Genomic DNA, 14,440 nt, shown 5'->3' with positions numbered 1-14,440 from the left:
CCTGTCCTCGCTTCCTCGTCGAGGTCGGCAGGCAGCAGGCCAGGCAACCCCGTCCATGCGGAGTCGGCCGCCGACGAGTCGGCCGTCAGCCACACCGACAAGCGCTGGAACGGGGACTCGGACGCCCGCTTTGCCCTACGGATCCGGGTGAGCGGCGCCAGGTGAGATGAACCGCCTCGCGGCCCGCTCCGTAGCAGGGATGGACCGCTGTACCCCGCGTCGGCCCCAGGTCGCCGGACCCGTCCGCATCGCGGGGGGCCGGGCCCGGCCCCCCGCTGACCAGTGGAACGTCAGGAAGTGGTGCACATGAGCGAGGCCGGAGAAGCACGGTCGTCAGGTGAATCGCCCGATCATCACCGGCGCCGGCCGCGCAGAGCAGCCTGCGCCCGCCCTGGTGAACCGGACGGCCGCTCAAGCGCCGGCGGCCACGAAGGCCGGCTCCACCTGCGGGACTTCCTTCGGCCGGTGGTTGCCCGGCTTGCATCCGGCGAAGGGCCCCATGGGGTCGCGCAGGGTGGCCATCACGGGGCCCAGGAAGTCGCGGTGCCACGCGGCCGGACCCGTCATGTCCCGCGCCGGGTCGGAAAGTTCCGCCCAGGCCAGCCACAGACCGTGGAGCTGTGCGACCGCCTCCGGGTGCTCCCACCAGCGCGAGCACCACAGCGCTGTGGAGGTGGTCTCCCTGCCGTAGACGGGCAGCAGCACGTTGTGCGTCCACTCCACCAGCTGGAAGAGCGCCTCTTCGTAGTCCTGCCCGCCCAGATAGAGGATGAACTCGGGCTGGGGGGCGGACGATGCGCCCTCTTCCGTACCGGAGTTCTCTTCGGGCCCGGGCTCGATCATCGCCTGTTCTCCTGCCGCTGTCGTCATGGAGGTCCCCACACCACCACCACGTGCGCGCGGTGGGCTCGGTTCACTGTCGGCCCCGCCCCGCCCCGGGCGGGGACACCGGGACGCAGGGCCGCCACGCAGCCCTGTTCGGGCCCTCCGCCGGTCACCGCCCAGCCGCCGTGGCCTCCGCCGTCCGCTGTGCACGCCGCACCCGACCGAAGGACGCGACCATGTCCGAACCCACCGGCCGGCTCGACCCCTACGAGCTGGCCCATGAACTCGCCGTGGCCGACCAGCTCGCGGCCCAGCAGATCAGTGCCGACCGCGACGGGGCGCGCGCCATGGCCGCACGGGACCAGGCGGCGGCCGGACGGCAGGGCCGCCCCGCCCCGCCGCGGGCCGGTACCGAACGCCGGCGCAGCGGCGCCGCGAGCCGGATGGTCCGCGCCGTGCGCGAGCTGCGGGTCATGCTGCGCGGCGCCGCCGGCGACGAGCACCATCCCGGGCCGCCCGAGCAGGGGCACGGGCAGCAGCCGGGCCGGCACCTCGGGCAGCAGCACGACCCGCGCTACGAACAGCAGACGGCCCGGCTGCGGTACGCGCAACGGACTGCGCACCGGCCCGACCAGCGGTCCGCATTCGAGCGGTACCGGCGACTCGGCGCGTTCGAGAAGCAACTGGTCGAGGTGGCCGCGCTTCAGATGATCACCCAGAATCCGCAGTACGCCGCGGCCTACGACCGCGGGGAGCTGCCCGTGACGGGGGCGATCGCGGGCGAGGCGCAGGCCCGGCACCTGCAGGCGGTCGAGGAGGCGGCGCGGCGCGCCGCCCCGGCGCAGGGCGCGCAGTCGGGCCTGGGACGGGAGACCGACCCCACCCTGTTCCGGGATGCCGCACCCGTACAGGCCCGTAACGCCGCGCCTGCTCAGGCTTTTGGCACCGCGCCCGTCCAGAGCCGGGAGGCCCGGGGCGCCGAAGCGTCGCCGGAGCGCTTCCGGCGACCCGCCCTGGCCGGACGGGCCGGCGAGGCGACATCGAAGCACGGCTTGGAGAGCGAACCGAACGCGCGCCGCACCTCGTCGGCGAGCACGGACGCGCTCGGGGCCGTCCGATCCGGCACGCCGGGTTTCGACCAGAACGCCGTCTCGGCCGCCGCACGGGAGTCCCGCGCGGCAGGACCGACGCCCAACGGCAACCCTCCACGCGGCCGGCCCCCGAAGCAGCACTGGGAGGCGGCGGCCTCGCAGAAGCAGACCCGGTCCAGAGGGATGAAGTGACAGCGCGCCGGCTCCGGAACCGGGCAGCACCGTGAACCGCCGGGGTCCAACCCCCGTAGTAAGGAGGTGAACCTCATACAGAGGACGGAGAGCACACCATGACAACCCCTCCGGACCGACGCGGCCGACGCCGTCGGGAGCCCGACCCCGAACGTGGTGAATCCCGATCGCCCTCACCCCCGCCTGAGGAATACCAGTCGCAAACGTGGTACAACACCGTGTACAACGTGGCGCACCAGATCCGCGGATCCGAGCTGGTGACCTCCGCACTCGACCGTGCGGGACGGACGGGGCAGTGGGTGGTCGACAGGACGCCCGCCGTCGTGGACACGGCCGTCGACTCGCTGGAATCCGCCGGGCTGGCCCTGCAGGCCACCGGCACCGCCCGCAACGATGCGGACCAGGGCTGGACCTCCACCTACAACTGGGGCGTCGCTTTCACCGGCGCCTCGGGAGCGCGGACGGTCTTCCTGGAGGGCCGCAGGGCGCTGCGGCCTCACCCCAACGATCCGCCGGACATCTTCGCCGCCGCACTCGGTGCCGCAAGGGCCGCCGGTGCTGGGATGTACGGCTTCGGCGCCGACCCCGCCACCAGGACGGCCGGTGCCGCGCTGCAAGGCGCGGGAATGGCCGGCGACTACTTCAGGAATCGTTACGCCGCCAATCAGGCCCGTGCGGCGGAGGCCGAGCGCGCGCAGCGCGCGGCGCAGCGTGCGGCGGAGCCGGCGCCGCAGCTCGAACGCCCGAGCTTCGGTGACCCGTTCAGCGCTTCTGACGGGATGTCCGTGCGGGAACGCGCCAGCGGCTCCGAGCGGGGCCGGGGCTCCGCGGGCAGCGAGTTGCGCAGGCGGACTTCCAGCCGTGCGCCGGAGGAGGGCGAGCGGCGTTCCCGGCGGGAGGGAAGCCGGGCTCCTGAGGGCGAGCGGCGCAGGCGGGATTCGAGCGCGACTCCGCAGGAGCGGCCCCGCGCGGTGCGGCCTCCCCGTGCGGAGCGCGACCGCCGCCCGCCGCCGAGTTGGAACGGTACTCTTCCGCAGTCCGCGGCTCCCCGATCGACGAGTGGTTCCAGCAGTTCGTCCGAGGAACGGCGTTCCCGGCGTGAGTCCAGTCGTGCGCCGGAGGGTGAGCGGCGTTCCCGGCGTGAGTCCAGTCGTGCCCCGGAGGGTGAGCGGCGTTCGCGGCGTGAGGCCAGCCGTGCGCCGGAGGGTGAGCGGCGTGAGCGGCGTTCCAGCCGGGCTCCCGAGGCGCGGCCGGCCCGCCCCGAGCCGGTCGCGAACCCGACCGTGAGCATCCCCGTCCGCTCGCGGCAACCCGTCGGCGAGGGGCCGCCGCGGACCAGCGACAGCCGCCCGGCCGTGCGCCGCTCCAACACGAGCGGTATGACGCCCTACACCCAGGAGAACACCACCCGCAGGCGTGGCGGCGGCCAGGGCGGTGGTGGCAGGTAGCGAGCGCCCCGCGGAGGTGACCCGTTGCCTCCGCGCCGCCTGCCGGTACGCGGCGCTCGCCGGACGAGTGCCGCTGAGATCAGCTGCCCCGGGCCGCCGGCCGCCTCCGCTGAAGGAGGCGGCCGACGGCCCGGACGGCGTTCCGTGTCCGGACCGTCGGCCCGAGTCGGACGCGTCCGTCCAGCCCCCCACCGCCCCCGCACGAGACAGGCGGAGAGGGAGTATCGGCGTGCCCTGAGCTCGTGGCGTGCGAGACGGGGTGTAGCGGTGCTCCAGGAGCCGGTGTCTCGGCCCACCGCGATCGTGGCCCAGGAGCTCACGCCATGTGGTGCCAACCGGATACGCGCCGTCCGCAGGGATGCCGGTGCCCTGGGGCCAGGGCTGGTGGGCCGAGGCCACCAGCACCGGAGTGGGCCGCGGCGCGGGTGCAAGCGGTGAGCTACGCCGGAGGAACACGGGGACATCGAAGGCGTCGGGCGCGGATGGCGGGGTATCCACGGTCCCCGCCCAGGCAGGCGGCTGCATGCGCCCGCTGTGCCACTGGCACCCTCGGCCGAGGGGGTAGGGCGGGCGCGACTCCATTGGCCGCCGCACGGTGTGAAACACCGACGACGCACTCATGGGCGGGGCATGGAGGCTGACTTGAAGAACTCGCCGTCCGCAAGGTCTGCTTGTCCCCCTGAGTGTGTCGGATCGGTGGGGGAGTACACGGTGCCGCTGGAGTTCGGGTTGTGGCGGGTGGATGAAGAGCCGGTGCGCGTGGTCACGCGGCCGATGCCACTGGAGTCGAGGCTGGAAGAACTGATAGAGGCCGATCCAAAGATCTTGGGGAGACCGCTCCTGTTGATCGGCCGACAGGTGCAGACGGACCACGGTAAGGTCGTCGACCTGCTCGGCATGGATGCCGAGGGCGGCCTGCATGTGCTGGAACTCAAACGGGACCGCACGCCCCGGGAGGTCGTGGCGCAGCTGCTCGACTACGGCTCGTGGGTCCAGGAGCTCACCAACGAGCAGGTGCGGGAGATCTACGCGGCGTACGCCCGTGGCCGGGGCCTGGCGGAGGAACTGGACGAGGCGTTCGCGCTGCGGTTCGGCGGCAGCATTCCGGAAGCGCTGAACAGCACCCATGCCCTCACCGTGGTGGCGAGCGAGATGGACGCCGCCACCGAGCGGATCGTCACCTACCTGGCTTCCGGTTACGGGGTTCCCGTCAATGTGCTGTTCTTCCGCTACTTCGAGGACGAGGGACGCTCCTATCTGGCGCGTACCTGGCTGCTGGACGACGCCGAGGACGCGGTACCGGCTCCGGGAAAGAAGGGGCGGGGCAAACAGGAGCCGTGGAACGGCACGGACTGGTTCGTCTCCTTCGGCGACGAGTCGGGCCACCGGAGCTGGGAGGACGCGCTGCGCTATGGCTTTGTGTCGGCCGGCGGGGGTGACTGGTTCTCCCGCACGCTCCGTTCCCTGCCGCTGGGGGCGAGGGTCTTCACCCACGTTCCCAAAGCTGGATACGTCGGCGTGGGCACGGTGTCCGGCGAGCCGCAGCCCTTCGAGACGGCCGCCCTCACCGTCGACGGCGAGAGCCGGCGGATGACCGACCTCCCCCTCAAGGGCAGCTACCGAGCGGAGGACGGTACGGCGGCCGAGGAAGACGGGGAGGACCGTCGTGAGTGGATCGTGCCGGTCGACTGGGAAAAGGCTGTGCCGCGCGCGGAAGCACTGTGGCGGACCGGATTCTTCGCCAACCAGAACTCCGCCTGCAAGCTCCGCGCCCGCTTCACGATCGACGAGGTATCTCGCCACTTCGGCATCACCTGACGACTGTGGAACACCGCCTACGCGGCCGTCACCTCGATCGCGAGCATGGGCCTGCTACATCGCGTACGTGATCCCAATCCTCCTGCGATTGCGGCAGGGTAGCGGTTCGAGCGCAATCCGGGAATTGTCCGCTTGAGTTCGGCACGCCGCGATGCGCGGAAACGGCTGAAACCTGACGTGATGTGCCGCTGAACGCGCGGATCGTCTTCATCCGGTGGATCGAACCGGTGCGTCGTGCTGGCCGAAACCCTATCGCTTCGCGTGATCGCCTCCTTACGTACTGTCAGCAGTGCGTGCTGTCCTATGACCTGTGCAGGGATGTGTCAACGCAACTGCCCAGAGGGGGATGTCGATCATGACGGCATGGATGACGAGGGCCACACGCGGTGGAGCGAGGTCCGGTGGTGACGCCAGTTCCTGGCCGCGGATCGCCGATGTCGCTCCGGTCCCACCGGGGGCGGCCCGGTGAGCCGCCGTCGGCCGGTGCGGCGGCGCCGCTCAGTCCGCCGTTCCAAGAAGCAGGACGAGCAGCTCGCTCTGTTGGCCGGTGCCGTGGTAGCCGCCGGCCTGGTGATCGCCGCGGTGCAGTGGCTGCTCGCTCACTGGTGGCTCCTCGTCCTCGCGGCCGTGGTCGCCTCGGTCGGGGGCGGCTGCTGGCTCCAGCAGGCCCGACAGCGAGCCGAGTGGAAACGCGTCCGGACGCAGGCCCTGCGGCTGCGCATCGCAGAAATCGACGCACTGGAACACCGCGCATTCGAGTTCTGCATAAGGGACTTGATGCGCCGCGACGGCTGCACGGCAGAGCGGATCGGCGGGGCAGGCGACGACGCCTGCGACGTACGGGCCACCGACCCGGCAGGCCGCGTCTGGGCGATCCAGTGCAAGCACCGTCGTGACGGCGATCGCGGTTCGGCTGTCGGAGTGGGCGTGCTGCAGCAGGTCAACGGCACCGCCCGGCAGGTTCACGGCGCGGACATCGCGGTCGTGCTCACCAACGGTCGTTTCTCCTCGAAGGCGATCCCCTGGGGCAGGGAACACCGGATCCACCTCGTCGACCGCCGCGTCCTGGGCGAATGGGCTGCTGGATCACGGCCGCTGTGGGACCTGCTCGACCGCATCCCACCGCCACGTCGCCCAACGGCACTGTCCTGATCAGGAAGGGGAGTCGGTCCGGTGATCCTGACGCTCAACGTGGCGGTCCTGCTGGCCGTGATCATCTACTTCCGCATAGGCCGCAAAGGCCAGTTCCAGAGCAAGGCCAACCAGTGGCTGACCGTGTCGATCGTGCTGGTCTTCGGCGTACTGATCGCACCGACCGACGTCGGCCAGGAAATCGTCAGGGTACTGGGCGACATCGTGAACAACATCTCCGCCTCCGGCAGCCCGTGAGATCACCCGCCCGCACCCGTCCCGGCTCACCGAGAAATCCGCCGGGCTCTGTTCTCGGTGCCTTGTGTCGGGGTGTCGCAGCGATGGCCGGTACGGGGCGAACGGCCTCGTCCTGAGAGTCATCTCGGCGGAACTGCATATCCCTTGAGGGCTATGCAGTTCCGCCGGCGCACGCGGCGACTGCCTTCCGCAGGCCGGAGAAGTCGGTCTCCAGTGGGTCGAGGCGGCGGAGGCCGGCGAGGCTGATGGTTCGCTGGCTCGGGCAGTGTTCGTCCAGGGCGCGGGTGGCCAGGACGTAGAAGGTCCACTGGTCGAGGTCCAGGGGATTGAGGGTTTGCTTGTCCTGGTGGTGCAGCAGGCAGAAGACGTACACGTCCGAGCGGCGTAGTACTTCGGTCGAGCTCGTGCCGGTCTGGGCATCCCACCCGGAGGCCGATGCGATGGAGAACAAGACCTTCGACAACTTGGACTGCGCCCAGGACTGCAGGTAAGCCGATGACTTCACCTCCACCCGCCACCGCTCGGGCGTACGGATGTCGATGCTGTCCCACTCGGTACGGGTTTCGGTCGCGGAGCTGAGGGCCAGCGCGACAAGGTACTCGGCCAGGACGCCTCGCATGGTGTTGCCGGCCAGGTCGGAGCATGCCCAGCTCCAGAAGCCACCGAGGCTGCCCACCGTTTCACCATTGGCCAGTATCGGCTCGCTGCCGCTGCGGCGCGTGACGGTCAGCTTGCCAAGATCGGCGCTCATGCGGCCCTCCGGATGACGGTGGTTCAGGTGCACTCAGCCTGTCAGCCATCACCGACAACGTAGTGGGGTGACTGGCCACGACGGGAGCCGGCGGCCGGGTGGTTTCCGGCCGCGGCCTCTGCCATGCAGCGGTCTGTGGCGGGCGCGCCTGTGGAAGGTGTACGGGGTCAAGGTACGAGTCGGTTCTCTTCTCGCCCCGGGGAGGTGGTCGAGACCGGCCCGGCCTTCCTTCCCACGACCTCGGCGGCGTTGTCGAGGGTCTTTCCGGTGAGCCGTTCCAGGACCGGGTCCAGGAGGAGCACCAAGGCGTCGGCGGCCTTGTGCTTCGTACGCCGGTACTCGGCGGGCCACCATGCCTGATCCTCAGTGGAGGGTGGTGGCCGAAGTCTGTCCGCGGAGGTTCGGAGCCGTCCGCTCCGCGTAACTGCAACCACGAACAACCAGGAACTACGTAGGGCCCCACCGCCGAGGCGGTGGGGCCCTACGTTCAGCCCGGTGAGAGCTGGGCGGAGGATACGAGATTCGAACTCGTGAGGGGTTGCCCCCAACACGCTTTCCAAGCGTGCGCCCTAGGCCACTAGGCGAATCCTCCGCCGCAAAGTGTACAAGACCATGGGGGGTGCTCGCGAACCCGGATTCCGATCATGGATCCGAGGGCGGGGCGGCGGGGCAGGAGGTCGAACGGGAGGCGGGGGATCGGGTAGTGTGGCGGCAGCCCCTCACGTGGCGCTATCTGACTGAACTCCCCCAGGGCCGGAAGGCAGCAAGGGTAGGTTGGCTCTGGCGGGTGCGTGGGGGGCGTTTGCGTGCCCGGGCTCCGGGGTTGCCGCGGCGTGGGCCAGTTGTCGGTGTCGGCCTATATCGTCGGGGGTGTGTCGTCCCTCGCCCTGTACCGCCGCTATCGCCCCGAGACCTTCGCCGAGGTCATCGGGCAACAGCATGTGACCGACCCGCTGCAGCAGGCGCTGCGCAACAACCGGGTCAACCACGCGTACCTCTTCAGCGGCCCGCGCGGCTGCGGCAAGACGACCAGTGCGCGCATTCTGGCCCGGTGTCTGAACTGCGAGCAGGGCCCCACGCCCTCGCCCTGCGGGGAGTGCCAGTCGTGCCGTGACCTGGCGCGGAACGGGCCCGGGTCGATCGACGTCATCGAGATCGACGCCGCCTCGCACGGCGGTGTGGACGATGCCCGCGAGCTGCGGGAGAAGGCGTTCTTCGGGCCCGCCTCCAGCCGGTACAAGATCTACATCGTCGACGAGGCGCACATGGTGACCCCCGCGGGGTTCAACGCGCTGCTCAAGGTCGTCGAGGAGCCGCCCGAGCATCTGAAGTTCATCTTCGCGACGACGGAGCCCGAGAAGGTCATCGGGACGATCCGTTCGCGTACGCACCACTATCCGTTCCGCCTCGTCCCGCCCGGCACGCTCCGTGACTACCTGGACGAGGTGTGCGGTCGCGAGCAGATCTCCGTCGAGGACGCGGTGCTGCCGCTGGCCGTACGGGCGGGCGCCGGCTCGGTGCGGGACTCGATGTCGGTGATGGACCAGCTCCTCGCCGGTGCGGGTGAGGACGGTGTGACGTATGCCATGGCGACCTCCCTGCTCGGCTACACCGACAGCGCGCTGCTGGACGACGTCGTCGACGCGTTCGCCGCCGGTGACGGAGCCCGGGCGTTCGAGATCGTCGACCGCGTCATCGAGGGCGGGCACGACCCGCGCCGGTTCGTCACCGACCTGCTGGAGCGGCTGCGGGATCTGGTGATCCTGGCCGCGGTGCCCGACGCCGTCGAGAAGACGCTGATCGACGCGCCCGGGGACGTGGTCGAGCGGATGCAGGCCCAGGCGTCCGTCTTCGGCGCGGCCGAGCTGAGCCGCGCAGCGGACATCGTCAACACGGGGCTGACGGAGATGCGCGGGGCGACCTCCCCACGGCTGCAGCTCGAACTGATCTGCGCACGCGTGCTGCTGCCCGCCACCTACGGGGACGAGCGTTCGGTGCAGGCCCGGCTGGACCGGCTGGAGCGCGGCGCCGCGGCGGCTGCGCTGAGCGCTCCCGGTGCCGGTGCGCCTGGTGCCGGTGCGCCTGGTCCGGGTGTCGGCGGTGGTGCGGCTCCCGCTGCCGCCGGTCCCGGGGCTGCTTCCGGTGGAGCGCCGGGGTACGGGGCTTCCGGGGCCGGTGCCCCTGGCGCTCCCGCGGCCGGTGCCGGAGCGGCCGGCGGTCCTCCCGGCGCCGTGCCCGCGGGGCCGCCCGCCGCCGCTGCCACCGGTCCTTCCGGCGCCCCGGACGGAGCCGCCCCCGCGGAGCAGCCGGCCGCGGAGCCCGCGCGGCGGCCCGGTGCCTGGCCCGGCGGAACCGGACCCGGCGGCGGTGGCGGAGCACCCGGCGGCGGCACGGGTGAGCCCGCGCGGCGCCCCGGCGCCTGGCCCGGTACGGCGGGCCCGCCGAGCGGCGGCTCGGCGGCATCCGCGCCGGCCGACTCCGCTCCGGCAGCTCCGGCGCCCGCTCAGACTTCCGCGGCCCCGGACCAACCTGGTCCGCCCGCGTCCGCGCCGTCCGGTCCCACGGGCTCCGCGCCTGCGGGCGGGTCCGTACAGGGTGGCGGCGATCCCGCGCAGATCCGGCAGATGTGGCCGCAGATCCTGGAGGCCGTCAAGAACCGGCGGCGCTTCACCTGGATCCTGCTCAGTCAGAACGCGCAGGTCGTCGGCTTCGACGGCAAGACCCTCCAGGTCGGCTTCCCGAACGCGGGCGCCCGGGACAGCTTCGCCAACGGCGGCAGTGACGAGGTGCTGCGGCAGGCGCTCGGCGACGCGCTGGGCGTGCAGTGGCAGGTCGAGGCCATCGTCGATCCGTCGGGCGGCGGCGGTGGTGCCGGGGGCCCTAGCGGGCCGGGCTCCGGGTACGGCGCGGGGTCCGGGACGACGGGAGGCGGCGGCGCCGGTACGCGGAGCGCGATGGCGGCGCCCGCTCCCGCCCCGGCGCCGCCCCAGCAGTGGTCGGCGGCGCCCCCGGCGTCCGGCGCCGCCGCTTCGGGGCCTGCCGCGTCCGCGTCCCCGCCCGCGCCCGGCGGGCCGGGTCACTCTTCGGCGGTCTCGGCGGCAGAATCCGGGGCGGTGCCGCCCCAGGCGTCCGCACCGGCTCCGGAGGCGCCGCGTGCGGCATCCGCGCCGTCCGGCTATGCGCCGGAGGAGGACATGCCCGCCGAGGACGATCCCGACCTGGACGAGTCCGCGCTCTCCGGGCACGACCTCATCGTCCGGGAGCTCGGAGCGACGGTCCTGGAGGAGCTCCGGCACGACTGACGGCCGGGCGGTGCCCGGGCGGTGCGGTGTCCGGGCCGTGCGGCTGTCGTCGTCCGGGGCGGGGCGGCTGTCGTTCCCGCCGTCGCCGTCGCCGTCGCCGTCGCCGTCGCCGTCGCCGGTACAGGGCGGAGCACGTAGGCTCGGGGCGTTGAAGAGGCGTCTAGTGAGCCAGGAGCAATCGTGATTCCCGGTGGTGGGCAGCCTGACATGCAGCAGTTGCTGCAGCAGGCGCAGAAGATGCAGCAGGATCTGGCCGCGGCGCAGCAGGAGCTGGCCGAAACCTCCGTCGAGGGCTCGGCGGGCGGCGGTCTGGTGAAGGCGACCGTCAACGGTTCCGGTGAGCTCCAGGGGCTGGTCATCGATCCGAAGGCGGTGGACCCGGAGGACACCGAGACTCTCGCGGACATGGTGCTCGCCGCGGTCCGTGACGCGAACGGCGCCGCTGCCGAACTCCAGCAGCAGAAGCTCGGCCCGCTCGCGCAGGGCATGGGCGGAATGCCCGGCCTGCCGTTCTGAAGCGACCCGACCGGTTCGACCGGTTCAGCTGGTGCGACTGGTCCGGCCGGTTCCCCCGGTGCGGCGGGTTCCCATCGGCCGGTTCGGTCGGCCAGACGGTCGGCCGGCCGGTCCGGTCGGACCGGCCGCAGGCTGCCGGGTCCGGGTGAGTCCTCGGCTCCTGCGGCTCGCGGTACCGAGCAGCCGGGCAGGCCGGCACGCGTACCGCCCCGGCGACAGGGCGGAGCCGGAGGTCGAACGGCCGTTCAGCCGGGGGCCGGCTCCCGGTCAGCGGCTAGTGGTGGCCCGTACGGACCACTAACGTACTCAGAGGACGAACAGAGAGCAGGCGGGAGCCATCCGTGTACGAAGGCGTGGTCCAGGACCTGATCGACGAACTGGGCAGACTGCCCGGCGTCGGTCCCAAGAGCGCGCAGCGGATCGCTTTCCACATCCTGCAGGCCGAGCCCGCCGATGTCCGCCGGCTCGCCGGTGCGCTGACCGAGGTCAAGGAGAAGGTCAGGTTCTGCGCGGTGTGCGGCAACGTCGCGCAGGAGGAGCAGTGCCGGGTCTGTGCCGATCCGCGCCGTGACGTGTCGGTCATCTGCGTGGTCGAGGAGCCCAAGGACGTCGTGGCGATCGAGCGCACCCGCGAGTTCCGGGGGCGATACCACGTGCTGGGTGGCGCGATCAGTCCCATCGAGGGGGTCGGCCCCGATGATCTGCGGATCAGGGAGTTGCTCTCCCGCCTCGCCGACGGGACGGTCACCGAGTTGATCCTCGCCACGGATCCCAACCTGGAGGGCGAGGCGACGGCCACGTATCTCGCGCGGATGGTCTCCGCCATGGGGTTGAAGGTGACGCGGCTGGCGAGCGGGCTCCCGGTCGGAGGAGACCTGGAGTACGCGGACGAGGTCACGCTGGGGCGGGCCTTCGAAGGAAGGCGGCTCCTGGATGTGTGAGCCCGTGCGAGCTTGTGCGAGCCAGGGCCCTGAAGAGCCCACAGGGGAGAGGTTGCCCGATGTCTGATGCGACGCTGAACTCCATCAAGAACAGTCCCGACGACTTCGCCGTGCAGATCGGCGACCAGATCGAGAGCTTCGTGGTCGCCGTCACCGAGGTCGCCAAGGGCGACGATCCGGACAGCGCGGTCCCCTATCTCCTGCTGGAGGTCTCCCAGCTGCTCCTCGCGGGCGGGCGGCTGGGCGCGCACGAGGACTTCCTCCCGGACGAGCGGTACGAGCCGGACGTGGGCCCGGAGCCGGACGCGGACGAGCTGCGCGAGCGTCTCGCGGCACTGCTGGATCCGGTCGACGTCTACTCCGAGGTCTTCGACCCGTATGTGCCGCGCTCCGCGCCGGTCGCCTGCCGGATCTCGGACGATCTCTCGGACGTCCTCACCGATCTGCGGCACGGCATGGCCCACTACCGTGCGGGCCGGGTGAGCGAAGCGCTGTGGTGGTGGCAGTTCTCCTATCTCTCGAACTGGGGGCCGACCGCTTCGGCGTCGCTGCGTGCTCTCCAGTCGCTGGTGGCGCACGTCCGGCTGGACAAGCCGCTCGACGAGCTCGACGGGCTGGACACCGACAGCAACGCCGCGGACGAGGACGGCTCGCTGGAGGCCGAGGCCGGTGCGGTGATGGCCGCCGAGATCGGCGGCCCGCTGGGAATGCGGCAGAGCGAGGCGTAGCCACCGCCCGCGGCGGCGCGGCCGGACGCCGGACCTCGGGCGGTACGCGGTCCGGCAGTCCCGGGGCGGGTACGTCGTGGCGGCTGTCGGCTGCTGCGCGCCGCGATCCCGCCCGGGCGTCGGGCCCCGGGTCCCGAGCGCCGGGTGGCGGACGCCGGGCTCCGAGCCCTCTTTCTGAGGAATGGGCGGTGGGTCTCTCCCCGCCCACCCGCCCCTGAAACCGAGCACGGCAGGGGGGCGCGACGGAACGTGCCGCGCGCCGTTGCAGAGGGTGACAGGGTGTGGTTAGCGTTCACACCGACAACAACAACCCCGGCGCGGTGCTACCAACACCGGCCGGGGTCTCACCACCAGACCAGGAACTTGATCTGATGGCTTACGCCGACTTTAACGCTCCCTTCTCCGCCTCCGCACATCCCATGGCCAAGCCGGGATTCGGGAAGCGGACCCCCGATTCCGCCCAGCCGGAAGGCCCGTCGTCCCGGGCGGACTTCGCTCATCTGCCGGAGCGTGCCGCCTGCCTCGCGTCCTTCATCGACCGGCTGCCCGAGGGCGCCGCCATCGACGTGAAGACCCTCGCCAAGTCCCAGCCCCGCTACGGCCAGCAGGCGTGCCGTTCCGCGCTCCGCGAGCTGTCCCGGGCGGGGCATCTGCGCCGGGTCGGCGGACTGGTGGGGGAGGGGTGCCCGCAGCATGTGACGCGGACGTACTTCTCGCGTGCGGCGCGGGACGAGGACTGGTGGACGGCGTTCCTCGACGGCCGGGTCTCCTCGGCTGCGGACCAGCGCCCCCTTCCGGGCCCCGGCCGCGTCCCCGGCCCTGTCTCCGGTCCCGCCCCGGATCCCGTCCCCGTCCCCGTTCCCGTCCCCGTTCCCGTCACCGCTCCGGATGTGAGCCCGGCCCCGGAACCGCCACGCCGCACGGAGGCGTACAGGGCGCTCGCGGCGCTCGGCCGGCGCGATCCCCGGCTCGTCCTGTCGGCGGCGGAGTGCGCGGAACTGGCGGCACCGGCAGCCGAGTGGCTGGCCCGCGACACGGACGCGGAACGGTTCGCGTCCGCGCTGACAGCGGGGCTGCCGCCCGTCGTCCACAGCCCTGCGGGGCTGGTGCGGAGCCGTCTCACGGCCAAACTCCCGCCCGTACCGGCGGCGACTGGACGCCGTGCGCCCGCACGGCTCCGCCCGGAGTGCACCGACGGCGGCCGGCCCGGAAGCCCCGAATCCCTGCGCGGTGGTCTCTGCCGCGCCTGCCGAGCCGAACCCGCCCCACCGCGGGACGGCCTGCCCGGCGAGGACGTCCGCCGCTGGGCGGCCCTGGTGCGCGGCGGCCTGGCCGCGGCCCGACCACCCATCCGGCCACGGCCGGCCCGGCCTCGCCCGACCCGCTTCGCAGCAGGGCACGACGCATGACCCTGCACGACGTGGATCCCGGGCCCGGGG

The 14,440-nt window shown here is 72.1% G+C and carries 12 protein-coding genes, 1 tRNA gene and 1 other RNA gene; 11 read left to right on the top strand and 3 right to left on the bottom strand.

The features are described 5' to 3' along the window. Positions 1-411: 411 nt before the first annotated feature. Positions 412-870, bottom strand: coding sequence for a DUF4913 domain-containing protein (locus tag A949_RS32445; RefSeq protein ID WP_026004331.1), 459 nt, complete (start codon positions 868-870; stop codon positions 412-414). A gap of 191 nt (positions 871-1,061) precedes the next feature. Between A949_RS32445 and A949_RS0104275 the strand changes: the two genes are divergently transcribed. The 5 genes from A949_RS0104275 to A949_RS0104255 all read left to right on the top strand — a co-directional run bounded on the left by A949_RS0104275 (position 1,062) and on the right by A949_RS0104255 (position 6,763). Then, positions 1,062-2,108 (top strand): hypothetical protein, encoded by a 1,047-nt coding sequence (locus tag A949_RS0104275; protein WP_019354772.1) that lies wholly within the window; start codon positions 1,062-1,064, stop codon positions 2,106-2,108. Positions 2,109-2,335: 227 nt separating this feature from the next. Continuing rightward, a complete protein-coding gene (locus tag A949_RS0104270; RefSeq protein WP_158687538.1) occupies positions 2,336-3,556 on the top strand; it encodes a hypothetical protein in 1,221 nt (406 codons plus the stop codon). A 696-nt stretch (positions 3,557-4,252) separates the two neighbouring features. Further along, positions 4,253-5,374, top strand: a complete 1,122-nt coding sequence (locus A949_RS0104265) for an endonuclease NucS domain-containing protein (protein WP_019354770.1) — start codon at positions 4,253-4,255, stop codon at positions 5,372-5,374. A gap of 465 nt (positions 5,375-5,839) precedes the next feature. Further along, positions 5,840-6,526 (top strand): restriction endonuclease, encoded by a 687-nt coding sequence (locus tag A949_RS0104260; protein WP_237735739.1) that lies wholly within the window; start codon positions 5,840-5,842, stop codon positions 6,524-6,526. A gap of 21 nt (positions 6,527-6,547) precedes the next feature. Beyond that, positions 6,548-6,763 (top strand): hypothetical protein, encoded by a 216-nt coding sequence (locus A949_RS0104255; RefSeq protein ID WP_019354768.1) that lies wholly within the window; start codon positions 6,548-6,550, stop codon positions 6,761-6,763. Between the two features lie 151 nt (positions 6,764-6,914). Here the strand turns inward: A949_RS0104255 and A949_RS0104250 are convergent, their stop codons facing one another. Then, the gene (locus A949_RS0104250; RefSeq protein WP_019354767.1) at positions 6,915-7,514 is read right to left on the bottom strand and encodes a hypothetical protein; all 600 of its coding nucleotides are present in this window, start codon (positions 7,512-7,514) and stop codon (positions 6,915-6,917) included. Positions 7,515-8,021: 507 nt separating this feature from the next. After that, positions 8,022-8,106 (bottom strand) — tRNA-Ser (locus A949_RS0104245). A 119-nt stretch (positions 8,107-8,225) separates the two neighbouring features. Between A949_RS0104245 and ffs the strand changes: the two genes are divergently transcribed. The 6 genes from ffs (at position 8,226) to A949_RS37945 (ending at position 14,410) form a co-directional block, all read left to right on the top strand. After that, an RNA gene (ffs, locus tag A949_RS35865) (signal recognition particle sRNA small type) lies at positions 8,226-8,320 on the top strand. A gap of 66 nt (positions 8,321-8,386) precedes the next feature. Continuing rightward, positions 8,387-10,816, top strand: coding sequence for a DNA polymerase III subunit gamma and tau (locus A949_RS0104240; RefSeq protein ID WP_019354766.1), 2,430 nt, complete (start codon positions 8,387-8,389; stop codon positions 10,814-10,816). Between the two features lie 180 nt (positions 10,817-10,996). Further along, positions 10,997-11,332 (top strand): YbaB/EbfC family nucleoid-associated protein, encoded by a 336-nt coding sequence (locus A949_RS0104235; RefSeq protein ID WP_074998858.1) that lies wholly within the window; start codon positions 10,997-10,999, stop codon positions 11,330-11,332. A gap of 341 nt (positions 11,333-11,673) precedes the next feature. Beyond that, complete coding sequence (gene recR / locus A949_RS0104230) at positions 11,674-12,273, top strand: recombination mediator RecR (protein ID WP_019354764.1); 600 nt, start codon at positions 11,674-11,676, stop codon at positions 12,271-12,273. Positions 12,274-12,332: 59 nt separating this feature from the next. Next, complete coding sequence (locus A949_RS0104225) at positions 12,333-13,001, top strand: DUF5063 domain-containing protein (RefSeq protein ID WP_019354763.1); 669 nt, start codon at positions 12,333-12,335, stop codon at positions 12,999-13,001. Positions 13,002-13,372: 371 nt separating this feature from the next. Further along, a complete protein-coding gene (locus A949_RS37945) occupies positions 13,373-14,410 on the top strand; it encodes a hypothetical protein (protein ID WP_019354762.1) in 1,038 nt (345 codons plus the stop codon). Positions 14,411-14,440 lie beyond the last annotated feature (30 nt).

This window comes from Streptomyces sp. AA1529 (assembly GCF_000280905.1).
Lineage (GTDB): Bacteria > Actinomycetota > Actinomycetes > Streptomycetales > Streptomycetaceae > Streptomyces.
This window is presented reverse-complemented; position numbering and strand designations above follow the sequence as displayed.

What these genes read in the sequence shown, in the direction of transcription:
- A949_RS37945 (WP_019354762.1), top strand. Translation starts at nt 13,373, where the DNA reads ATGGCTTACGCCGACTTTAACGCTCCCTTCTCCGCCTCCGCACATCCC.
- A949_RS32445 (WP_026004331.1), bottom strand. Translation starts at nt 870, where the DNA reads ATGACGACAGCGGCAGGAGAACAGGCGATGATCGAGCCCGGGCCCGAA.
- A949_RS0104225 (WP_019354763.1), top strand. Translation starts at nt 12,333, where the DNA reads ATGTCTGATGCGACGCTGAACTCCATCAAGAACAGTCCCGACGACTTC.
- A949_RS0104275 (WP_019354772.1), top strand. Translation starts at nt 1,062, where the DNA reads ATGTCCGAACCCACCGGCCGGCTCGACCCCTACGAGCTGGCCCATGAA.
- A949_RS0104250 (WP_019354767.1), bottom strand. Translation starts at nt 7,514, where the DNA reads ATGAGCGCCGATCTTGGCAAGCTGACCGTCACGCGCCGCAGCGGCAGC.